At 68.3% G+C, this 21,560-nt stretch carries 17 protein-coding genes and 1 tRNA gene; 9 read left to right on the top strand and 9 right to left on the bottom strand.

The features are described 5' to 3' along the window. Window positions 1–2 precede the first annotated feature (2 nt). Both GX543_RS05130 and GX543_RS05125 read right to left on the bottom strand, forming a co-directional pair. A complete protein-coding gene (locus GX543_RS05130; RefSeq protein ID WP_290850286.1) occupies window positions 3–806 on the bottom strand; it encodes a crotonase/enoyl-CoA hydratase family protein in 804 nt (267 codons plus the stop codon). Further along, complete coding sequence (locus GX543_RS05125; RefSeq protein WP_290850284.1) at window positions 803–1,936, bottom strand: thiolase family protein; 1,134 nt, start codon at window positions 1,934–1,936, stop codon at window positions 803–805. The genes GX543_RS05130 and GX543_RS05125 overlap by 4 nt, the downstream gene beginning before the upstream one ends. A 110-nt stretch (window positions 1,937–2,046) precedes the next feature. Between GX543_RS05125 and GX543_RS05120 the strand changes: the two genes are divergently transcribed. From GX543_RS05120 to GX543_RS05105, 4 genes are all read left to right on the top strand, one after another. Further along, on the top strand, window positions 2,047–6,144 hold the full coding sequence (locus GX543_RS05120; RefSeq protein ID WP_290850283.1) for a bifunctional nitrate reductase/sulfite reductase flavoprotein subunit alpha: 4,098 nt from the start codon (window positions 2,047–2,049) through the stop codon (window positions 6,142–6,144). A gap of 170 nt (window positions 6,145–6,314) precedes the next feature. Continuing rightward, window positions 6,315–8,837, top strand: coding sequence for a nitrite reductase large subunit NirB (gene nirB, locus GX543_RS05115; protein WP_290850282.1), 2,523 nt, complete (start codon window positions 6,315–6,317; stop codon window positions 8,835–8,837). A gap of 47 nt (window positions 8,838–8,884) precedes the next feature. Then, entirely contained in the window at window positions 8,885–9,331 is a 447-nt protein-coding gene (nirD, locus tag GX543_RS05110; protein WP_290850281.1) for a nitrite reductase small subunit NirD, read from the top strand. After that, window positions 9,328–10,053: a sirohydrochlorin chelatase gene (locus GX543_RS05105; protein WP_290850280.1), complete on the top strand. Its 726-nt coding sequence runs from the start codon at window positions 9,328–9,330 to the stop codon at window positions 10,051–10,053. Before nirD ends, GX543_RS05105 begins: the two co-directional genes overlap by 4 nt. On the opposite strand, the gene GX543_RS05100 is transcribed toward GX543_RS05105, so the two are convergent. From GX543_RS05100 to GX543_RS05090, 3 genes are all read right to left on the bottom strand, one after another. Continuing rightward, complete coding sequence (locus GX543_RS05100; protein ID WP_290850278.1) at window positions 10,016–11,173, bottom strand: uroporphyrinogen-III synthase; 1,158 nt, start codon at window positions 11,171–11,173, stop codon at window positions 10,016–10,018. The genes GX543_RS05105 and GX543_RS05100 overlap by 38 nt on opposite strands. Before the next feature lie 19 nt (window positions 11,174–11,192). After that, on the bottom strand, window positions 11,193–12,581 hold the full coding sequence (locus GX543_RS05095; RefSeq protein WP_290850277.1) for an MFS transporter: 1,389 nt from the start codon (window positions 12,579–12,581) through the stop codon (window positions 11,193–11,195). A 280-nt stretch (window positions 12,582–12,861) separates the two neighbouring features. After that, complete coding sequence (locus GX543_RS05090; protein ID WP_290850276.1) at window positions 12,862–13,794, bottom strand: SMP-30/gluconolactonase/LRE family protein; 933 nt, start codon at window positions 13,792–13,794, stop codon at window positions 12,862–12,864. 139 nt (window positions 13,795–13,933) lie between these two features. On the opposite strand from GX543_RS05090, the gene GX543_RS05085 reads away from it, so the two are divergent. Together GX543_RS05085 and GX543_RS05080 are read left to right on the top strand one after the other, a co-directional pair. After that, window positions 13,934–14,512, top strand: coding sequence for a PadR family transcriptional regulator (locus GX543_RS05085; protein WP_290850274.1), 579 nt, complete (start codon window positions 13,934–13,936; stop codon window positions 14,510–14,512). A 61-nt stretch (window positions 14,513–14,573) separates the two neighbouring features. Further along, complete coding sequence (locus GX543_RS05080; RefSeq protein WP_290850273.1) at window positions 14,574–16,634, top strand: NADPH-dependent 2,4-dienoyl-CoA reductase; 2,061 nt, start codon at window positions 14,574–14,576, stop codon at window positions 16,632–16,634. Between the two features lie 85 nt (window positions 16,635–16,719). Here the strand turns inward: GX543_RS05080 and GX543_RS05075 are convergent, their stop codons facing one another. The 3 genes from GX543_RS05075 to GX543_RS05065 form a co-directional block, all read right to left on the bottom strand. Further along, window positions 16,720–18,018, bottom strand: coding sequence for a DUF1254 domain-containing protein (locus GX543_RS05075; RefSeq protein ID WP_290850271.1), 1,299 nt, complete (start codon window positions 18,016–18,018; stop codon window positions 16,720–16,722). Further along, on the bottom strand, window positions 18,015–18,911 hold the full coding sequence (locus GX543_RS05070) for a DUF1214 domain-containing protein (protein ID WP_290850269.1): 897 nt from the start codon (window positions 18,909–18,911) through the stop codon (window positions 18,015–18,017). Before GX543_RS05070 ends, GX543_RS05075 begins: the two co-directional genes overlap by 4 nt. Before the next feature lie 146 nt (window positions 18,912–19,057). After that, entirely contained in the window at window positions 19,058–19,624 is a 567-nt protein-coding gene (locus tag GX543_RS05065; protein WP_290850267.1) for a hypothetical protein, read from the bottom strand. Window positions 19,625–19,708: 84 nt separating this feature from the next. Here GX543_RS05065 and cmrA point away from each other — a divergent pair, with 84 nt between their 5' ends. The 3 genes from cmrA (at window position 19,709) to GX543_RS05050 (ending at window position 21,347) form a co-directional block, all read left to right on the top strand. Continuing rightward, the gene (gene cmrA / locus GX543_RS05060) at window positions 19,709–20,515 is read left to right on the top strand and encodes a mycolate reductase (RefSeq protein WP_290850266.1); all 807 of its coding nucleotides are present in this window, start codon (window positions 19,709–19,711) and stop codon (window positions 20,513–20,515) included. Window positions 20,516–20,571: 56 nt separating this feature from the next. Continuing rightward, on the top strand, window positions 20,572–21,171 hold the full coding sequence (orn, locus tag GX543_RS05055) for an oligoribonuclease (RefSeq protein WP_290850265.1): 600 nt from the start codon (window positions 20,572–20,574) through the stop codon (window positions 21,169–21,171). A 100-nt stretch (window positions 21,172–21,271) separates the two neighbouring features. Beyond that, a tRNA-His gene (locus GX543_RS05050) sits at window positions 21,272–21,347 on the top strand. Here the strand turns inward: GX543_RS05050 and GX543_RS05045 are convergent. Then, on the bottom strand, window positions 21,340–21,560 hold a 221-nt coding region (locus tag GX543_RS05045; protein ID WP_290850264.1), incomplete at its 5' end, for a hypothetical protein. The two genes, GX543_RS05050 and GX543_RS05045, sit on opposite strands and share 8 nt — an antisense overlap.

The raw sequence follows: 21,560 nt of genomic DNA, 5'->3' as shown, positions 1-21,560 counted from the left end.
GGTCACCGTCCGACGAACGTCGCCGGTCGCTTCTCCAGGAACGCGGCGACCGCCTCGCGGTGATCCTCGGTGTGGTGCGCCACCGCCTGCATGGTGGCCGACAGTTCCAGCAGTTGGTCGAGCGTTTGCTGGGACGACTCACGCAGGAGCTTCTTGGTCATCCGCACCGCTACCGGCGGATTCACCGCGATTCGGGCCGCCAGTTCGCGCGCGGCAGGCAGCAACTCGTCCGGCTCCACCACGCGGGAGACGATGCCCCACTCGAGCGCCGTCGCCGCATCCACGCGATCGCCGGTCAAGGCCATCTCGGCGGCCCGTGCCGGTCCGACCACCCGCGGCAGCAGCCACGCGCCGCCGTCGCCGGGAATCAAGCCCAGCTTGACGAAGCTCTCGGCGAAGAACGCCTTGGTCGACGCGATCCGCACATCGCACATCAGGGTCAGGTCGCAGCCCGCGCCGACCGCGGGACCGTTGACGGCCGCGATCATCGGCACCTCGAGCGAGTACAGCGCGCGCGGGATCCGCTGGATGCCTTCCCGATAGCCGACGCGCTGCTGGTGCGGCGCACCGCCGAAGAGGCCGGTCGCGGTAGCCATGTCCTTGACGTTGCCGCCCGCGGAGAACGCCGTTCCCGCGCCGGTGAGGATCACCGCGCGGATCGACTGATCCCGATTGGTCTCCTCGACAGCCGTGACGAACGCATCGATCGCATCGTCCTCCGAGATCGCGTTGCGGGTCTCTGGTCGGTTGATGGTCCAGGTGACGACATCGCCGTCGCGCTCCACCAACAGCACGGGGTCGCTCACAGCAGTTCCAGGATCGTCGCGTTGGCCATGCCGCCGGCTTCGCACATGGTCTGCAGGCCGTACTGGATTCCGTTGTCGCGCATGTGGTGCACCAGCCGGGTCATCAGGATGGCGCCGGAGCCGCCCAGCGGGTGGCCCACCGAGATCGCTCCGCCGACCGGGTTCAGGACGTCGTCCGACGCCCCGATCTCGGCCTGCCAGGCCATGGGCACCGGCGCGAACGCCTCGTTGACCTCGTACGCGCCGATGTCCGACACCTTGAGACCCGAGCGTTCCAGCGCCTTCTGGGTGGCCGCGATCGGACCGGTCAGCATGATGACCGGGTCGTCGCCCGCGAGGGCGACGGTGTGGACGCGGGCCATCGGCGTCCATCCGTTGGCCGCGGCGATCTCGCTGGTGGTCACCAGCAGTGCGCCCGCGCCGTCGGAGATCTGCGAGGCATTGCCCGCGGTGACGACGCCTTCGGGGTCGAACGGGGTCTTCAGACCGCCGAGCTTCTCCACGGTGGTTCCGCGGCGCACGCCTTCGTCCGCGGCGAGGCCGCCGTCGAACCCGATGACCTGGTTGTCGAAGGCGCCGGCGTCCTGCGCAGCCGCGGTGCGCTCGTGCGACCGGGCGGAGTAGGCGTCGAGCTGCTCGCGTGACAGGTTCCAGCGCTTGGCCATCATCTCGGCGCCGAGGCCCTGATTGAATCCGTCGACGCCGTAGCGGTCGAGCACGGAGGCGGGGTACGGCTTGCCGTCGCCGCGTGCGGCGCCCATCGGCACCCGCGACATCGATTCCACACCGCCGGCGATGGCGATGTCGTAGTGGCCGGCCATCACGCCGGCGGCGGCGAAGTGGACCGACTGCTGGCTCGAACCGCACCGACGGTCGACGACCGTCGCGGGCACCGACTCCGGCCAGCCCGCGGCGAGGACGCCGACGCGTCCGATGCTGCCCGCTTGGTCGCCGACCTGGCTGACGCAGCCCCAGATCACGTCGTCGATCGAGGCGGGGTCGAAGCCGACGCGGTCGGCGAGGGCGGTGAGCACGTGCGCACTCAGGTCTCCGGGGTGGATCTCGGCCAGGCCGCCGTTGCGCTTACCGATGGGTGTGCGAACGGCATCGACGATCACTGCATCTCTCATGCATCCTTATTACCCTAACAAGCGCTCGGTAGGGAACATCGGCGCGAAGTTGACCTGTCTGTAACGCGACGCTGCCCACCGCGAAACACTTGCGTACGACCGTGACTGTCATGGTCTCGGAATCCCTGCACCTGCGGTCCGCCGACGCCGCAGAGCCCGTCGACAGCGCAACATCAGTCGACACCGCAGCATCAGTCGACAACGCAGCATCGGTGGACACCGTCTGCGGCTACTGCGGTGTGGGCTGCGGCCTGACACTCGACGTCACCGACGGACGAGTGTCCGGGTCGCGCGGCACCAAGTCGCACCCCGCCAATCGAGGCCGCCTCTGCACCAAGGGGGCGACCACCGCCGACATGCTCAATGCGCCCGGCCGCCTCACCACCGCACTCGTGCGCGACCACCGCACCGGCGACCCGAGGCCTGCGGACGTCGACGACGCAATCACCGAGACCGCTCGCCGCCTCACCGAGATCCGCGACCGTCACGGCGCCGACTCCATCGCCGTCTACGTCTCGGGCCAGATGTCCCTCGAGTCGCAGTACCTGGCCAACAAACTCGTCAAAGGATTCCTCGGCACCAACCAGATCGAATCGAACTCCCGCCTCTGCATGGCCAGCGCGGGCACCGGATACAAGCAGTCGCTGGGAGCGGACGGCCCGCCGGGCAGCTACGACGACCTCGACCACGCCGACGCCTTCCTGGTGATCGGGTCCAACATGGCCGAGTGTCACCCGATTCTGTTCCTCCGCCTGCTCGACCGGGTGGCGGCCGGTGCCAAACTCATCGTCGTCGACCCGCGTCGCACCGCCACCGCCCGCAAAGCGAATGTGCACCTGCGCGTGCGTCCCGGCTCGGATCTGGCCCTGCTCAACGGCCTGCTGCGATTGGTCGTCGACGCCGGCGGCATCGACGAGGAGTTCATCGCCGCCCACACCACCGGATGGGAGTCGATGGGCGACCTGCTCGACGACTACCCGCCGGACCGGGTCGCCGAGCTCACCGGCGTCGACGAAGCCGAGCTGCGCGCGGCCGCCGAGATGCTGCTCGGCGCCGACAATTGGGTGAGCCTGTGGACGATGGGCCTCAACCAGTCCGTTCACGGCACGTGGAACACCAACGCCGTCTGCAATCTGCACCTGGCGACCGGTACCATCTGCCGCCCCGGCTCCGGACCGTTCTCGCTCACCGGTCAGCCCAACGCGATGGGCGGACGCGAGATGGGCTACATGGGGCCCGGCCTCCCCGGCCAGCGCACCGCGCTCGACGCCGCCCATCGCCGAGACGTGGAGACGATGTGGGGCGTTCCCGAGGGCACCATCAGCAGCGACCCGGGCGGCGGCACCATCGACATGTTCGAGCAGATGGCCGCGGGTCGGATCAAAGCCGCGTGGATCATCTGCACCAATCCCGTCGCCTCCGTGGCCAATCGGTCGGTCGTGACGGCGGCCCTGGAGAAGGCGGAGTTCGTCGTCGTCCAGGAGGCCTTCGAGGGGACCGAGACCTCCGCCTACGCCGATGTACTCCTGCCCGCCGCATTGTGGACCGAGGCCGAGGGCACGATGGTCAACTCCGAGCGCAGCGTGAGCCTCACGCGCGCAGCGGTGCCCGCACCGGGGCAGGCCCGGCCCGACTGGGTGCTGATCTCGCAGATCGCCCGGGCGATGGGGTATGCCGCGGGCTTCGCGCACCCGGACGCCGCCGCCGTCTTCGACGAGATCACCGGCTTTCACAATCCGATGACCGGCTGGGACCTGCGCGGCGTCGATTACGCTCGACTCCGCGGCGGTCCCGTCCAGTGGCCCGCGGCCCCGGTCGGGCCGCGGCGCAACCCGATTCGGTATCTCGCCGCGGACGACGTCCCGCGCTTTCCGACACCGGATGGTCGCGCCCGCTTCCTCGTCCGGCCGCACTTGCCGCCGGCTGAACTGCCCGACGACGACTACCCGATGGTGCTGACCACGGGTCGCGTCGCCAACCAGTGGCACACCATGACCAAGACCGGCCGGGTGGCGAAGCTGAACCGCCTCGACCCCGAGCCGTACATCCAGATGCATCCCGCCGACGGCTCCGCTCTCGGGATCGCCGCCGGCGATCTGGTCGAGGTCCGCTCCCGCCGTGGACTCGCTCGCGTGCGCGCACGCATCGACGACGCCATCGCCGAGGGCGTGTGCTTCGTGCCGATGCACTGGGGCGACTCCTTCGGTGAACTGCTGGCGATCAACGCCGTCACCAGCGATGCCGTCGACCCCGATTCGCTCCAACCGGAGTTCAAGGCGTGTGCCGTCGCACTCACTCGCCTCTCCGGCCCCGCCCCCGACCTGCAGGAGCCGCCCGTGCCGACCACCGCCTCCCCCGCGACCGCCACCGCTGGATCGGTGGGTCTCGCCACCGCGCTCGGCGTCGAGCACGCCGAACCGACGCTCTCGGACAGCGAGCGGAGTTACCTCGCGGGTCTGCTGCGCGGGTTGTCGGCCAATCCGCCCGACGGCCATGTGCCGACCGTCCCGCAGCACGCGCCGCTGGCGCCGTCGACCCGCGACTGGGCCGACGGTGTCCTCGCCGGCTACTTCTCCCGGCTGCCGCTGGCGGGGTCGGGCTTGGTCATCGCCCCTGCCGAAGCTGCGGCTCGTACTATTCGGGTGGTCTGGGCCTCGCAGACGGGGACGGTCGAGGGATACGTTCCCGAGTGCGTCGCGGCCATCACCGAGGCCGGGTTCGCGGTGACCGCAACCAACGCCGACCGCATCGGCATCGACGATCTCGTCGGTGACGTCGTCTTCGTCGTGGCGACGACCGGCGACGGCGAGGCACCTGACGACGCTGTCGCCCTGTGGGACGCCCTCTCCGGCGCCAGCGCGCAAGACGTGCACGGACTCCGTTACGCGGTGCTCGGCTTCGGCGATTCCGCCTACGCCGACTTCTGCGGCTTCGCTCGCAAGCTCGACGCGCGACTCCACACCCTCGAAGCCGAGCGGATCTGCGCCACCGCGTACTGCGAACCCGACTACGCCGGCGTCGCCGGACCGTGGGTCGCCGGCGTCGCGCAGGCTGTCGACAACCTTTCCGCCGCCGAGCCGGAGGTCGAGCCCGACGCCGCGTACTCCCGCACCAACCCGTTCCCGGCCCGTGTCGTGGACAATCTGGCGCTCGGCCGCCCCACCGCCGACAAAGAAGTGCGCCGGATCGGGTTCGAACTGCCGTCCGGCACGCTCGAGTACCGCGCGGGCGACGCCCTCGGCGTCTGGCCGCGCAACAGCGACGCCCTGGTCGACGAGTGGCTGCGTGTCACGGGCCTAGACGGCGACCAACCGGTTCAGATCGACGACCGAGACGTCGCGTTGCGGCAAGCACTCACCGAGAACTTCGAGATCGCCCGCTGCACCAGGGAACTGGTCGCGTTCGTGGGCATGCACCACGAGGACGCCGAACTCGCAGCACTGCTCGACGATCCCCGTGCGCTCGCCGATTGGGCGTGGGGTCGACAGTCGGTGGATCTGCTCGCCACGCACCCCGTCGAGGCGTCGGCCACGCAGTGGCTGTCGGTGTTCCGTCGCCTTCAGCCCCGGCTGTACTCGATCTCGTCGAGTCCGGCCGCCCACCCCGGCCGCGTGGAGGTGACCGCGTCGATCGTCCGTTTCGGCAGCGACGACGCCCGCCGCCAGGGCGTCTGCTCCGGCTTCCTCGCCGACACCCCCGTCGGCGACACCGCTCGTCTCTTTGTCCAGGCCAACACCAACTTCGGTCCGCCCGCCGACGCCGACGCACCGGCGATCATGATCGGTCCCGGCACCGGCATCGCGCCCTTCCGGGCCTTCCTGCACGAGCGCTCGGCGACCGCGGCAACCGGCGACAACTGGGTGTTCTTCGGTGAGCGCCACCGGGACAGCGGCTTCTATTACGCCGACGAACTCGAGGGATTCCGTCAGTCCGGGCTGCTGACCCGACTCGACGTCGCCTTCTCGCGCGACCAGGAAGACAAGGTCTACGTGCAGCACCTCATGAGGCAGAACGCCGCCGAGATCTGGGCCTGGCTCCGTCGCGGCGCGTACGTCTACGTGTGCGGCGACGCCAAGCAGATGGCCCGCGATGTCGACGAGACCCTGCAGACGATCATCGCCGAGCACGGCCGCCTCGCCCCCTCCGGCGCGGCCAACTACCTGCGTGCCCTCGCCGCCGAGAAGCGCTACGTCCGGGATGTGTACTGACCACACGCCCCGGGGCGAAACCTCGCCGAAATCTCGTGCGGGAGTCGTCATCTGCCCGCAACGTTCGGCGCGCGGAGATGCAACACCGCGTTCGTAACGTCGTTTCCGAGCCGAACGACGCGGCGCCGGCACGACTGCCGGCCCGCAGGAACTGGAAAGGACATCAGCCAATGAGCAAGACCGTTGCAGTCATCGGACACGGCATGGTCGGACACCGGTTCGTCGAGGCGCTGCGCGCCCGCGACACCGACCGCCAGTGGGACGTCGTGGTCTTCGGCGAAGAGTCCGATCCCGCATACGACCGCGTCGGCCTCTCCAGCTACGTCGGGTCGTGGGCCCGCGAGGAGATGGCCCTGCCCGGCTGCCGCTACGACGCCGACAGCGCCGTCGCGCTGCACATCGACGCGCAGGTCACCGAGATCGATCGCACACGTCGGGTGGTTCGCACGGCGTCGGGCGACGAGGTCTCGTACGACTCCCTCGTGTTGGCCACCGGTTCGCGTGCCTTCGTTCCGCCGGTCCCCGGGCACGACTCCCCCGGCTGCCACGTCTATCGCACGCTCGACGACCTCGACGCCATCCGTGACCGCGCCGACCGTGCCATCGCCAACGCCCCGGCCGGGACCACTCCCGTGGGCATCGTCGTCGGCGGCGGTCTCCTCGGTCTGGAAGCCGCCAATGCCCTCCGCCTCCTCGGCTTGGCCCCGCACGTCGTCGAGGTGAACCCGCGGCTGATGTCCCAGCAGGTCGACACCGGCGGCGGCGAGCACCTCGCCCGGATGATCGGCGACCTCGGCATCGCGATGTCCCTCTCGTCGGGCACCAAGTCCATCGAGTCGACCGACGACGGGGTCCGCGTGACGCTGGCCGACGACACCGTGGTCGACGCAGCGCTCCTGGTCTTCGCCGCCGGCGTCCGACCGCGCGACGAGCTCGCCCGCGACGCCGGCCTCGACATCGCCGAGCGCGGCGGCGTGCTGACCGACGGACGCTGTGTCACCAGCGATCCGAGCATCTTCGCCGTCGGTGAGGTCGCCGCGATCGACGGCCGCTGCTACGGCCTGGTGGCCCCCGGATACGCGACCGCCGAGGTGGTCGCCGACCGCCTGCTGGGCGGCTCGGCGGTGTTCCCCGGCGCCGACACCGCAACCAAGCTCAAGCTGCTCGGCGTCGATGTCGCCAGCTTCGGCGACGCCTTGAGCACCACCCCGGGCGCCCTCGACGTGGTGGTCTCCGATCCCATCGGCGGCGTCTACGCCAAGCTGGTGCTCTCCGACGACGCGTCGACCCTGCTCGGCGGTGTGCTGGTGGGTGACGCCAGCGCATACGGACTCCTCCGACCGCTGGTCGGCTCCACCCTCCCCGGCGACCCGGTCAGTCTGATCAGCCCGGCGGGCGACGCCCCGGCTCTCGGAGTCGGCGCCCTCGGCGACGACGCTCAGATCTGCTCGTGCAACGACGTCTCGAAGGGCACGCTGTGCGCGGCGATCGCCGACGGCGCCTGTGACGTCGCCGCGCTCAAGGGCTGCACCGGTGCCGGCACCGCCTGCGGTTCGTGCGTGCCACTGCTGTCGCAGTTGTTGGACGAGCAGGGCGTCGAGCAGTCCACCGCCCTGTGCGAGCACTTCTCGGCCTCCCGCGCCGAACTCTTCGAGATGATCCGCGCGGGCAAGGTGCGGACCTTCTCCGGCATCATCGAGAGCTTCGGCACGGGCACCGGCTGCGACATCTGCAAGCCGACCGTCGCATCGATCCTGGCGTCGATCGGTTCCGGCCACATTCTCGACGGCGAGCAGGCGTCGCTGCAGGACTCCAACGACCACTTCCTGGCGAACATCCAGCGCAACGGCACCTACTCGGTGGTGCCGCGAGTGCCCGGCGGCGACATCACGCCCGAGCACCTCATCTTGATCGGTGAGATCGCCCGCGACTTCGGGCTGTACACCAAGATCACCGGCGGCCAGCGCATCGACCTGTTCGGTGCGACGGTCGATCAACTGCCGCCCATCTGGCAGCGACTGGTGGACGGTGGCATGGAGTCCGGCCACGCCTACGGAAAGTCGTTGCGGACGGTCAAGAGCTGCGTCGGCTCCGATTGGTGCCGCTACGGCCAGCAGGACTCGGTCCGGATGGCCATCGATCTCGAGCTGCGGTACCGCGGGCTGCGGTCGCCGCACAAGATCAAGATGGGCGTCTCCGGCTGCGCCCGCGAGTGCGCGGAGGCGCGAGGCAAGGACGTCGGCGTCATCGCCACGGACAAGGGCTGGAACCTGTACGTCGCGGGCAACGGCGGCATGACGCCGCGGCACGCGCAACTGCTCGCCAGCGACCTCGACGACGCGACGCTGATCGCCTACATCGACCGGTTCCTCATGTACTACATCCGGACCGCCGAACGGCTGCAGCGCACATCCACTTGGCTCGACGGTCCCGGCGGCGGGCTCGACCGGGTCAAGGCCGTGGTGATCGACGACAGCCTCGGGCTCGCGGCCGAGTACGAGGCCGACATGGCTCGCCACGTCGAGGAGTACCAGTGCGAGTGGAAGGGCGTGCTCGACGACCCGGACAAGCTGCGTCGCTTCGTCTCGTTCGTCAACGCCCCCGGCGTTCCCGACCCGACGGTCTCGTTCGGCGAGAGCAACGGGCGCCGCGTGCCCGTCCTGCTCGGCTCGCCCGCGCTCCCCCGCGACTGACCCCGTCCAGGCCCGTTCGAACAGCCCCCAACGCGAAAGGCACTGCGATGAACAACTATTTCGACCTGCACCGGTGGACCCGGGACTGGACCGAGGCCTGCCACTTCGACCGCCTCGACCGGCTCCGCGGCGTCGCGGTGCTGTTGCCCGACGGCGCCCAGGTGGCGCTCTTCCGACTCGCCGACGACAGCCTTCGGGCAGTCGGCAACATCGACCCGATCAGTCGCGCCGCAGTGATGTCCCGCGGCATCGTCGGCGACCGCAACGGCTTCCCGGTGGTCGCCTCGCCACTGAAGAAGCAGGCGTTCAGCCTGATCGACGGGCGCTGCCTCGATGCCGACGGCGTGCGCATCCCCGTCTACGGCACCCGGGTGGGCCTGGACGGGACGGTATTCGTCGCCAACGCGCCGAACATCCGGTTCGGGTTCCGTCCCGCCGGGTTCAATGCCGACACCGTCAGCGAGGTCCGCACTGTCGATCGGGTGGCACCGTGACGGTCCTCCTCGTGGCACACGGCACCCGCAATCCCCACGGCGTCGAGATGTCGTACCGCTTGGCGGACGCGATCGCCGACCGCTGCGGTCGGGCCGCCGCGGTCAGCTTCGTCGACGTGGTCGGGCCGTCGCCCAGCGAGATGCTGGCCGAGCTGCCTCCGGGACCGGTCACCGTGCTGCCTGCCTTCCTCGCGCGCGGACACCACGTGCGCGTCGACGTGACCCGCCACGTGACGCAGGCCGACCGTCCGGTGTTTCTCGCCGACGCCCTCGGGCCCTCGCGATTGCTCGCGCAGGCCCTCATGATCCGCCTGGCCGAGGCCGGGACGACGTGCAACGACGCCGTCGTCCTGGCCGCGGCCGGCTCATCCGACCCGGCCGCGCACCGCGACATCGAGTGCGCGGCCCGGTACCTGTCCGCCCTGCGCGGCTCGCCCGTCGAGGTCGCGTTCGCGAGCGTCTCCGGAGCCTCGCCCTACCGCTCGGTGGCGGAAACCGTCGCCGACCTCCGCAGGCACGACCGACGACGTCGCGTCGCGGTGGCGTCTTACCTGCTCGCCGACGGACTCTTCCAGCGGCGGCTGGAAGAGTCCGGTGCCGATGTCGTCGCGCGCCCGCTGGGGCTTGCGACACCGGTGATCGAGTTGGCGTGTGCCCGGGTGGCTACGGCTCGGGAGTTCGCGGCTACGGAATGTCGACAGCGAGCCGGTATCCCCGTTTGACCACGGTCGCGATCATCTCGCGATGACCGAGCGCCGCGCGAAGTCTGCCGACGGCCACCTCCACCGCGTGCTCGTCGTCCGAACCGACCACCGACAGCAGGTCGGCCCTCGAGACCACGGTCCCCGGCACACCGTCGCGTCCGCCGGCCAGCGCTTTCAGCAGACGCAGTCCTGACGCGGGCAGGTCGCAGATCTCGCCGTCGACGACGGCCGCCGCGGCTCGCAATCCGAGTCGATGGCCGGCCACCGTGAGTTCGCCGGTGCGCCCCGGCAGGTCGTCGACGACCAGGCGGGCCAGCGCGCCGAGTCGCATCCGCTCCGGGCAGCGGCTCGTCACGCCCGCGAGCTCCAGCGGCGCCGCCGTGACCGGCCCGACGCTGTAGACAGCGACCGGTCCGGCGAGGGCTGCGACCAGTCGCTCGCGGACGCCGAGCTCGCCCGCCCTCGTCAGCATCGACACCGCAGCAGGTCCCGAGGTGAACGTCACCGCGTCCACGCGATGCGCCACCACGTCGTCGATCAGCGCGTCGAAGGCCCCCAGATCGGTGGGTCGACGCCAGCTGTACACCGGAACCGCCACCACTTCGGCACCGAGCGCGGTGAGTCCGTCGACGAAGTCGCGGTTGGGGTCCCAGCCGTCGATGGCTCCGTGCAACTGAACCGCCACGCGGCGGCCGGCGACGTCCTCGGGACGCAGATGCGCCAGCACCTCGGCAGACGACTCCGATTCCGGCGACCACTCTTCGCGGAGCCCCGCCGCACGGAGGGCTCCGGTCACTTTCGGGCCGCGCGACAGGATCCGCGCCCCGCCGAAGGCGGACATCAACTGATCGGCGAGACCCCACTCGTCAGCGGCTTCGATCCACCCGCGGAATCCGATGCCGGTGGTCGGAATCAGCAGGTCCGGTGGCGATGCGATGAGCGCTTCGGTGCCGGCACGCAGTGCGCGGTCGTCGGCCAGCGGGATCATCTCGATCGCGGGGGCGGCGACCACCTGCGCGCCGCGGCGCGTCAGCAGGGCCGCGAACTCTTCGGCTCGTCGAGCAGCGGTGATGGCAACGGTGAACCCCGCCAGTGATGGCGGGGTCGACCGAGAATCATCGGTGGTTGGGGTACTCATGCGAGTCCCGTCGCGGCAGTCATGAAGCCAGTTTCGCAGACGTTTTTGTCGTCGATGTTTCGCCAACGGTCCGAGGCACCCCGACATACGCACGCCAGGTGACGGTCGCGGCCACGAGATAGAAGGCTGCGAAGATGATGACGGCGACGGTGGCCGATCCGGTGCTGAGGTACGACTGCCGCAGCGCCATGTTGATGCCGACGCCACCGAGTCCACCGATGGCTCCGGCGATGCCGATCACCGCGCCCGACATCGATCGCGAGTACGCCGCGCGGCCGGACTCATCCAACGGCAGGGCTCGCGCCTTGGCCTCGAACACCGACGGGATGATCTTGTAGACCGAGCCGTTGCCCATGCCCGAGAGCACGAACAGGGCGATGAAACCCACCACCTGCACGGCGATCGAGCTGCCGACCAGCAGAACACCCGCCGCACCGATCATGGCGACGAACACGCCGAGCGTCACTCGGCTGCCACCCACCCGATCGGCGAGCTTGCCGCCGTACACGCGGGCGATGGAACCGAGAAGCGGGCCGATGAAGGCGATCTGCGCGGCATGCAGCGACGCTTGCGCCGGGGTGTCGCCGCGCTCGAGGAAGTTCAGCGCGAGCACCTGCGAGAACGCGAACGAGAAGCCGATGAACGAGCCGAAGGTGCCGATGTACAGCAGTGCGATCATCCAGGTGTCACGGTCGGCGACGGCCTCGCGCATCGACGCCACATCGACTCCCGGGCCCTCGAGATTGTCCATGAACAGCGCCGCTCCCAGGGCAGCCACGGCGAGCAGCACCAGGTAGAGCGCGCACACCCAGTACGGCTGCCGATCCCCCGCCCAGGCGATCACCAGCAGGCCCACCAGCTGGACGGCGGGCACACCGAGGTTGCCGCCGCCGGCGTTCAACCCGAGAGCCCAGCCCTTCAGCCGCTGCGGGTAGAAGGCGTTGATGTTGGTCATCGACGATGCGAAGTTTCCGCCGCCGAAACCGGCGAGTGCCGCACACACCAGGTACACCCACAGCGGCTGCCCCGGATTCGCCAGGATGACGATGGTCGCGACCGCCGGCACCATCAGCACCAGCGCGGAGAAGATGGTGAAGTTGCGTCCGCCGAAGCGCGTCGTCGCCAGCGTGTAGGGAAACCGCAGTAGCGCGCCTGAGAGGGTCGCGACCGCGCCGATCAGGAACTTGTCGCCGGCGCTGATGCCGTAGACGTCGGTCGGCATGAACAGGACCATAACCGACCACAGCGTCCATACGGAGAACCCGACGTGCTCGGCGATCACCGACCAGATCAGATTGCGGCGGGCGACGGCCGCGCCCCCGCCCTCCCACGCGACGGTGTCCTCCGGGTCCCAATCGGTGATGGTTCGCGATCTGGTGCGCAGGCCTGAAACTGGTCTGATCCTCACGGCGTCTCCTAGTTCGCCCGATCCGGCGATCGGTTCTGCCCGAACCTTATGAACCGTGTGTTGCGGCCGCGGTCCGCGTCCATCACGCGAAAGTAATGATCGCCTCACCGGCAGCGCGCGAGCGGAGTGAGGTGTGCGAAAAACCGCCGACATGCGCCGACACCGCGATAGGCGCCACGATCAGTCTCGGCATCGCCCGCTGAGGGAAGGCTTCCCTCGGGCGGCGCCCCTGGGACTGATCGTTGCAGCCGTTCGAGCTGCCCACGATGTGCCAGGGGCGCTACTCGTCGACCTCGAGTACGCCGAGCGCATTGCCCATGATGGTCCCCAGATAGAGCATCCCGTCGTTCTCGGCGACCGAGGTGACGAAGCCGAAGTCGACGTCGTCGATCCGAATGTTGCGGACCAGAGTGCCGTCGAAGTCGAAAGCCTGCACCCAGACCACCTCTTCAGGTGCCGGTCCCACGCTCTGAGGCGCTCGAGCGAGCACCTTGCGGGCGCGCAACGGCAGCCGGAAGATCCCTTCGAGGACCGAGTTGCGGGGCGAGGCGAGCGCGACCCACAGCAGTCCGTCGCTGCCGATGGACATGTTGTCCGGGTAGCCGCCGAGGTCGTCGTAGAAGACGTCGGAGGTCCCGGCCGCGCTGCCGGTGAGCCAGTAGCGGGAGATTCGCGACGCACCGGTCTCGGCCACCAGGAGGTAGTCCTCCTCGGGGCTCAGCACCACGCCGTTGGCGAACTGAAGGTCGTCCCGCAGCACCTCGACCTCGCCGCCCGGGACCAGTCGCATCAGTCGGCCGGTGCCGGAATGCTCGATGAGGTCCGACCGCCAGCGGTCGATCGTGAAGTTCTGCGACGACGACGAGAAGTAGAGCGTGCCGTCGGACGCGTGGACCACGTTGCTCGCGAAGCGGAGCGGGCGTCCCTCCACGGAGTCGGCGAGCACCTTGGCCCGTGATTCACCGACCTCCAGCTTCAGCAGGCCCCGATCGTGGTCGCAGATGTAGATGGAACCGTCGTCGCCGATCTCCAGCCCCAGCAGTCGTCCGGCGGTGTCGGCCAGAACGGAGACGTCGTCCGTCTTGGGGTCGACGACGAGAAGACGTCCGTCGTCGATTCCGGTCACCACCCTGCCGTCTTCGAGGCAGAGGACGTCTTCGGGAGCGGTTCCGGGAAGGGCGATGCGGCGAAACGAGGTCACGTCCACTGTCATAGCAGCAATCTACGTCGCGTGCCCGACATCCCTGCGACGCGGCACTCCGGGCCTGTTCAGGAGGCGACCAACGTCCCATGCACCAGAGTTCATATGAAAACTGTTGCATACCGCATTGTTGCATTGCTACTCTTCGACCATGGCACTTGAGCACGCGATCCTGGTCTCGCTCTCCGAGCGACCGGGGACCGGCTATGAGATCGGCCAGCAGTTCTCCCGATCCATCGGATACTTCTGGTCGGCAACGCACCAGCAGATCTACCGGACGCTGAAGAAGCTGCATGCCGACGGGCTGGTCAGCTTCGAGTCCATCGCGCAGGACGGCCGTCCGGACAAGAAGGTGTACACCCTCTCCGACGCCGGCCGCGACCTGCTGGCCGACTGGGTCTCGAGTCCCACGCCGCTCTCTCCGCTGCGCAGTGACATCGGCCTGAAGCTGCGAGCCGCGGATCTCGGCGACCTCCCCACCGTGATCACCGAGTTGCGCGCGCACCGCGACGAAGCCGCCGGCCTGCTGGCGGTGTTCCAGGGATGGGAGCAGGAGTACTACCCCGATCCCGATGCACTGAGCGGCCGCAAATTGGGCCAGTACCTGGTGCTGCGCGGCGGAATCCTGATGCACGAGCACACCATCACCTGGTGCGATGAGGTGCTGGTCCGGTTCCAGCGCGAAGTCGACAATCAATCCGCCGCACAGCCTGCAGCCACCAGCCGCTGATCCCCGCAGTCCACTCCCTCTGTTTCCACGAGTTGTTCCCTCGATTAGAAAGGTCGCGCCAATGACAGCCCAGACGGCGCCCAACGCCCACTTCCCCAAGCTCTTCGAGCCGCTGCAGATCGGCGGGATGACCCTCGACAACCGCCTGGTCATGGGTTCGATGCACACCGGTCTGGAAGACCGCGTGTGGGACACCCCGAAGCTCGCGGCGTACTACGCCGAGCGCGCCCGCGGCGGTGTCGGCCTCATCATCACCGGCGGATTCGCACCGTCGCGCACCGGTCTGCTGTCGCCGTTCGCGGGCAAGCTGACGAACAACGCCGACATGCTGCGCCACCGCGAGTTCACCAAGGCGGTCCACGCCGAGAACGGCAAGATCGCGCTCCAGATCATCCACGCCGGACGCTACGGCTACACGCCGCTCAAGGTGGCCGCGGGCAGCGAACCCAGCCCGATCCACCCGTTCAAGCATCTGCAGATGACCGAACAGATCATCAAGCACGTCATCCGCTCGTTCGGCGAGTCCGCCAAGCTGGCCCGTCGGGCAGGCTACGACGCCATCGAGATCATGGGCGGCGAAGGCTACCTGATCAACCAGTTCCTGTGCCCGCACACCAACGACCGCACCGACAAGTGGGGCGGCAGCACCGAGAACCGCCAGCGCTTCCTGATCGAGATCATCAAGGACATCCGCAGGAAGGTCCCGCGCGACTTCCCGATCATCCTCCGTCAGAGCGTCGCCGACTTCGTCAAGAACGGCCAGACGTTCGACGAGATCGCGCTGCTGGCCAAGCGCGCTGAGGAACTCGGCGTCGACGCCATCAACACCGACATCGGCTGGCACGAGGCCCAGGTCCCGACCATCGTCACCTCGGTGCCGCGCGGCGCGTTCGTCAAGTTCACCGAGCGCCTGCGCGACGTCGTGGACATCCCGCTGATCGCCTCCAACCGCATCAACACCCCGGAGTTCGCCGAGGAGATCCTCCAGAACGGCAAGGTCGACGCCATCTCGATGGCCCGTCCGCTGCTGGCCGACCCCGACTTCGCGAACAAGGCGCAGGACGGCCGCTCGGACGAAATCAACACCTGCATCGGCTGCAACCAGGCCTGCCTGGACCATGCGTTCGTCGGCAAGAAGGTCTCGTGCCTGCTGAACCCGCGCGCCGGACGCGAGACCGTTCTGACGCTCGGCGCCACCCGAACCGCCAAGCGCGTCGCGGTGGTCGGCGCCGGCCCGGCAGGCCTCTCGGCAGCAGTTGCTGCGGCGCAGCGCGGGCACCGCGTCGACCTCTTCGAGGGCGGCGACAGCATCGGCGGCCAGTTCTCGATCGCTGCTCGGATCCCGGGCAAGGAAGAGTTCAACGAGACCATCCGCTACTACACCCGCCAGCTCGAGATCAACCACGTGAACGTCCATCTGGGCACTCGGGTCACCGCGCAGGAGATCATCGACGGCGGCTTCGATCAGGTGGTCGTGGCGACCGGCGTGGTCCCCCGCATCCCGGAGATCGAGGGCATCGACCACCCGATGGTCGTCTCGTACGCCGACGCCGTCCTCGGCCACCGGGAGATCGGCAAGCGCGTGGCAGTGATCGGTGCCGGCGGCATCGGCTTCGACGTCACCGAGTTCCTGACGGTCGACGAGTCGCCTACTCTGAATCTGAAGGAATGGGAGCAGGAGTGGGGCGTCACCGAGGATCTCGACACCCCCGGTTTCGTGACGCGGCCGCGCCCGGTTCCGGCCACCCGCGAGGTGTACATGGTGCAGCGCAAGCCCGGCCGCCAGGGCAAGACGCTCGGCAAGACCACCGGCTGGGTGCACCGCGCCGCCGTCAAGATGAAGGGCGTCGAGCAGATCTCCGGCGCCAGCTACGACAAGATCGACGACCAGGGCCTCCACATCACCGTCCGCGACAAGGAAGGCAACGTGACCGGCCAGCGGGTGCTGGAGGTCGACAACGTCGTGGTCTGCGCGGGCCAGGAGTCAGTCCGCGATCTCGTCGACCCGCTGACCGAGGCGGGAGTGATCACGCACGTCATCGGCGGTGCCGACCTCGCCTCCGAGCTCGACGCCAAGCGCGCCATCCGTCAGGGCACGGAGGTCGCTGCCGGCATGCCGTGATCCGGCACTGACAGGTCTCAGACGAGGGGGGGTCCAGCGCAATTCGCGCTGGACCACCCCTCGTTTCTGCGCAGCGGGCAGGAGTTCAGTCGATTCGTTCGATCGCGGGCACAGTGTAGGTCTGGTCCAGCACCGCGGCATCCGGCTCGTACATGCGCAACACCGGCCGGAACTCGCCCGCCGGGGCGGGCAGCCAATTGGCGCGCGCCCGCGGATCGGTCGGTTCAGCATGCGAGATCGTGATGACCAGAGAACCGTCGTCCTCGTACTCGATGCCCGCGGTCCGGTCGCCGATCGAGTAGCGGTTCGCCGGGTTCGCCGCGAGGAAGTAGTCGGGGACGTCGTACATCGTCAACGACCAGAATGCCGACACCGGCGGCAGCGGGTTCAAGTGCAACCGATAGGTGTTGGCACCGGTGAGGGCTTCTCCCTCGTCGTCGATGTAGGTCGCGATGTACGCGGCCTCGTAGGCGTGGTTGCCCCACAGTCCGCCGAGCGCGACGGAAGCCCTTTGGATGATGCGTTGCTGCGGATCGGCGATCTTGAACGCGGGGTCATCGAGAGCACCGACTTCGAAGTGGTCGAGGTTGTAATCGAACGAGTGGTACGCCAGGTTCCACCCGTTCACCAGGGCATTGCCACCACCACCCGCGAGGACCTTCTCCAAGAGGGCCCGACCCTGCACCACCGCCGCCGCGAGGTCGGCCTCGTCGGATGCACTGACGAGTTCGATGTAGCGCGCCTGCATCGCGCGGTCACGCTCGGCCGGCGCGAAGGCTTCGCTCCACCGAACGAAGCGCTGCCAGAAGGCGGCCGTGTCCGACAGCCCGGTGTCGATCGACGGCATCCCTGCGGGCACTGCGGCAGGATTCACGGAGGTGAGGGTCGTGGCGTCCTGTAGCGCATGCACGGCCGGGAGGTCCGCGTCGTTCTCGACGGCCCACCGACCGACGATCGAAGCGACTGTCGTCGGCACGCGCACCACGATGGCGTCGTCCGGTTCGGACCCGACCCAGTCCGGCGGCACCAGCAGGAACCGTCCCGCGTCGGACCCCGTGGCCCGGTGACCGATGTAGGCGAAGTTCTCCGTCCACGCGCTCACGAACTGCAGGACGAAGTAGCGTCCCGCGGTGGCGGGCACCTCGAGGAGGATGGGTCCGACACTCAGGTCGAGCTGGGCGATGGAGTACAGGGTGTCGTTGTTGATGGTGACGAAGGTGTCCTCCGGCCCGGCCAGCGACCGCGCGTGGCTGAAGGTGTTCCAGTCGGCCGCGGCGTTCTTGCCGACGCCGACGGTGCGGTACCGCTCCACCTGCTCGAGGTCGAAGACGAGCGGGAAGCCGTAGGCATACGCGGCGACGAGGTCGGTGATCGTTTCGGTCATGACTGAGTCTCCTGCTGGAAGGTCGGGAACTGCCAGGTGCCGTCGATGATTTCGGGCCGCGGTCGGTAGAGCCGGACGGCGTAGTTCCATCCGTCGACGATCGGCAAGGTGTTCGGACGGGTCAGATCTCCACCGAACCGGATGGTCACGGTACCGTCTGCGTTCGGCACCGCGGTGATGTTGTTGACGCTGTACGCGTCCTGCGGGTTCGGGGCGAAGTAGCCGTCGGCGTTGTACATCGACACCGACCAGAACCCGTCGACCGGTACGCCACCGACGGTCAGCGAGTACTCCCCGACCGGCAGGCCCGGGTCCACCATCACGTAGTACGCCTCCTGTTCGGGCAGCCCGCCCCAGCCCGTCGCCGTACCGAGGAGGTGCCGAATCGGATCGACGTCCTCGCGCCGCCCGAAGCAGCGGTCCATGCCCCCGAGTCCGCGTGCGAGTTCGAGCAAGGCGTTCCTCGTGCGCTGGAACGACTCCTCGTCGTAGACGGGCGGCACAAACGCTCCGCCGGCGACCGACTCCAGGCCGAACCCGTCCTGGAGCGCATTGACCGCCGCCACGTCCGCGGGGTCCTCGGCGTCGACCAGTACTCGTGCCGCGACGAGGACGAAGTCGCTGCCCAACTCGTCCGGCGTCAGCGAGTGCTCGCCCGCCTCGTGGAAGACCCGATTGATGTAGTGGTCCTGGTTGACGATCATCACCGACAGGTAGCGCTCGCCGGCCTCGGGAATCGTCAACGTCGCTCCCCGCGAGATGTCGACCACCGCGGCACTGTAGAGGGTGTCGCGGTTCATCCGGATGACCGTTTGCTGGTCGATGGGAGTCGGGACGCGATAGTGATGCCAGACGTTGGTGCCACCGGCATTGGCCGCGATGCCCGCGAACATGCGCGCACTTTCGACGCGAACGAAGTTCGCATAAGTGACTGTCGACGATCCTTCGGACATAGGTAGAGCCTTTCACCGTGGCATCGGGGTGAACTACTTCGTTCGAACTGAACTCTACTGGGGCTGAACTCTACTGGGACCGAACGCTACCGGTGCCCACCGTCGTACGGCGGCCCCTGCAGTCCGGGCGGCCACTGGGCGTTCGGCGTGGACTTGGCCTTGCTCGCACCGACCGCCCACAAGATCGCGCCGAACATCAGCATCACGAATCCGATTCCGCCGCCGAACGCGACCACCAGGATCCCGCCGACGCCGGCGAAGATGCCCGTGACCGAGAGCTTGGGCCCGGCGATCACGCCGGGCGCATCGCACGCGATCGTGTAGGTGCCGGCTTCGACGAAGCGGAACGACTGGAATGAGACGACCGTCAGGTTGTTGATCCGAATCGAGTCCGTCCGCTGCCAGTCGACCTCCGGCGGCGCGGGGCCCGTGGCCGTGCACGTCGGCGAGAACGTAATGACGTCCGAGTGGTACATGACCAGGACAGAATCCGCTTCGGCGACGTGCTCGGTGGGTCCGTCGACGCGGAACGATCCGTCGGACAGGTCGGCGACCTTACCGAACCCGACCACCGCGAGGACGATCCCGACGACGACGGTCACGATCCCGAGAGCGAGTCCGGACCAGGTGAGCCATTGACCAGCCTTCTTCATCCGTCCATCGTCCCCCATTCAACGGTCGGACTCATGCCGAACCGGCCCACGTCGCTCGCGCCGCACCCTCGCTACCATGACCGCATGCCCGTACCTCCTCGTAAATCTGCTCGCGCCGTCGTGACCGGCGCCTCCTCCGGCATCGGAATGGCCCTGGCCCGCGCGCTCGCGGCCCGCGGACACTCGGTGATCCTGGTTGCCCGACGCAGCGAGATCCTTGAGACGCTCGCCCTGGAACTGCAGTCGCGGTTCGGCGTCGATGCCGAGGTCCGGGCGGTCGACCTGTCGGACCTCGAGGCCACCGCACGCCTGTGCGACGAACTGTCCGGGCGCGACATCTCGATTCTGTGCAACAACGCGGGCATCGCGACTTTCGGTGCCATCGCCGACCTCGACCCGGACTACGAGCGGGCCCAGGTTCGCCTGAACGCCAACGCGGTGCACGACCTCACGCTGGCCGTGCTCCCCCAGATGGTGAAGCGCGGCTCCGGCGGCATCCTGATGGTCGGGTCGGCCGCGGGCAACATGCCGATCCCGAACAACGCCACCTACGCGGCCACCAAGGCGTTCGTGAACACCTTCAGCGAATCCCTGCGCGGCGAGCTCAAGGGCACCGGCGTTCACGTGACGCTATTGGCGCCCGGCCCCGTGCGCACCCAGACTCCGGCGCCCGAAGACCAGTCGATCGTCGACAAGATGGTCCCCGACTTCCTGTGGCACTCATCCGACAAGGTCGCGGAGATGAGTCTCGATGCCTTGCGTCGCAACAAGATGCGGGTGGTGCCCGGAACTCTGAGCAAGGCGATGTCGATTGCCGGCGGCTACTCGCCGCGCGCGATCGTCGCGCCGATCGTCGGAAAGTTCTACGGCAAGATGGGCGAGGCCGAGTAGTCCGCGGGCCGGATCCGAACGGGCGGCGGCACCTCGTCGGCACTAGAGTTGACCGGGTGCAAGACAAACTGGTGTGGATCGACTGCGAGATGACCGGTCTCGATGTCGGATCCGACAAGCTCATCGAAATCGCCGCTCTCGTCACCGACAGCGACCTCAACATTCTCGGGGAAGGCGTCGATCTGGTAATCCACGCCGACGACGAGGCGCTCGCGAACATGCCCGACGTCGTCACCAAGATGCACGCCGACTCCGGGCTCACCGAGGAGGTCCGGGCGTCGACGGTCACCCTGGCCGAGGCCGAGAAGGCCGTGCTCGACTACCTGCGCGCGCACATCACGACCGCAGGCGCCGCCCCCTTGGCCGGTAACTCGATCGCCACCGACCGCGGCTTCATCGCGCGCGACATGCCGGAGCTGAACGCATACCTGCACTATCGGATGGTCGACGTCAGCTCCATCAAGGAACTGTGCCGTCGCTGGTTCCCGGCGATCTACTTCGGCCAGCCGGACAAGGGCCTGGCGCACCGCGCGCTGGCCGACATCCGTGAATCGATCCGCGAGCTTCGCTACTACCGCGAAGCCGCCTTCGTCCCGGCACCGGGCCCCGACGCGCAGCACCTCGAGGAGATCGTCGAGAAGCTCGGACCGGCGTAAACACGCAGGTAGCAAACCGATTGGAGTTTCTGGCCCGAAAGCGGCTAGAGTATGAGTCCGGTCAGGAAAACGGCGCACGCGCTGTGATCCGACGCCGATGGTGACTGTAGTTCAGTTGGTAGAGCACCAGGTTGTGATCCTGGCTGTCGCGGGTTCGAGTCCCGTCAGTCACCCCAAACGGGTCAGGTTTGAACTCGCGACCAAGGGTCCGCCCTTGGTCGCGGGGTCAGCCTGGCCCATTTTCTTTGCCTCGGCGGCCCAACTCAGTGCGTCGGCATGGAGGCCGGGGATGCTCAGCCCGTCGTACGGGTTGCGGTAGCCGACGCGCACGTCGTTGTCCTCGTCGATGTAGATCGTCTTGAACAGCGCCTGGTTGAGGAGCCGACGGT

Source organism: Gordonia sp. (in: high G+C Gram-positive bacteria) (assembly GCF_012515855.1).
In the GTDB taxonomy this organism is placed as follows: Bacteria; Actinomycetota; Actinomycetes; order Mycobacteriales; family Mycobacteriaceae; genus Gordonia.
Note: the sequence above shows the minus strand (reverse complement) of the source record. Positions and strands in the feature narration are given on the sequence as shown.

Bases quoted from the DNA above. Each gene is read 5' to 3' on its own strand.
- GX543_RS05100 (WP_290850278.1), bottom strand. From the start codon at position 11,173: ATGAGTACCCCAACCACCGATGATTCTCGGTCGACCCCGCCATCACTG.
- GX543_RS05075 (WP_290850271.1), bottom strand. From the start codon at position 18,018: ATGACCGAAACGATCACCGACCTCGTCGCCGCGTATGCCTACGGCTTC.
- GX543_RS05085 (WP_290850274.1), top strand. From the start codon at position 13,934: ATGGCACTTGAGCACGCGATCCTGGTCTCGCTCTCCGAGCGACCGGGG.
- nirD (WP_290850281.1), top strand. From the start codon at position 8,885: ATGAACAACTATTTCGACCTGCACCGGTGGACCCGGGACTGGACCGAG.
- GX543_RS05120 (WP_290850283.1), top strand. From the start codon at position 2,047: ATGGTCTCGGAATCCCTGCACCTGCGGTCCGCCGACGCCGCAGAGCCC.
- GX543_RS05080 (WP_290850273.1), top strand. From the start codon at position 14,574: ATGACAGCCCAGACGGCGCCCAACGCCCACTTCCCCAAGCTCTTCGAG.
- GX543_RS05065 (WP_290850267.1), bottom strand. From the start codon at position 19,624: ATGAAGAAGGCTGGTCAATGGCTCACCTGGTCCGGACTCGCTCTCGGG.
- GX543_RS05070 (WP_290850269.1), bottom strand. From the start codon at position 18,911: ATGTTCGCGGGCATCGCGGCCAATGCCGGTGGCACCAACGTCTGGCAT.
- nirB (WP_290850282.1), top strand. From the start codon at position 6,315: ATGAGCAAGACCGTTGCAGTCATCGGACACGGCATGGTCGGACACCGG.
- GX543_RS05090 (WP_290850276.1), bottom strand. From the start codon at position 13,794: ATGACAGTGGACGTGACCTCGTTTCGCCGCATCGCCCTTCCCGGAACC.
- GX543_RS05125 (WP_290850284.1), bottom strand. From the start codon at position 1,936: ATGAGAGATGCAGTGATCGTCGATGCCGTTCGCACACCCATCGGTAAG.
- cmrA (WP_290850266.1), top strand. From the start codon at position 19,709: ATGCCCGTACCTCCTCGTAAATCTGCTCGCGCCGTCGTGACCGGCGCC.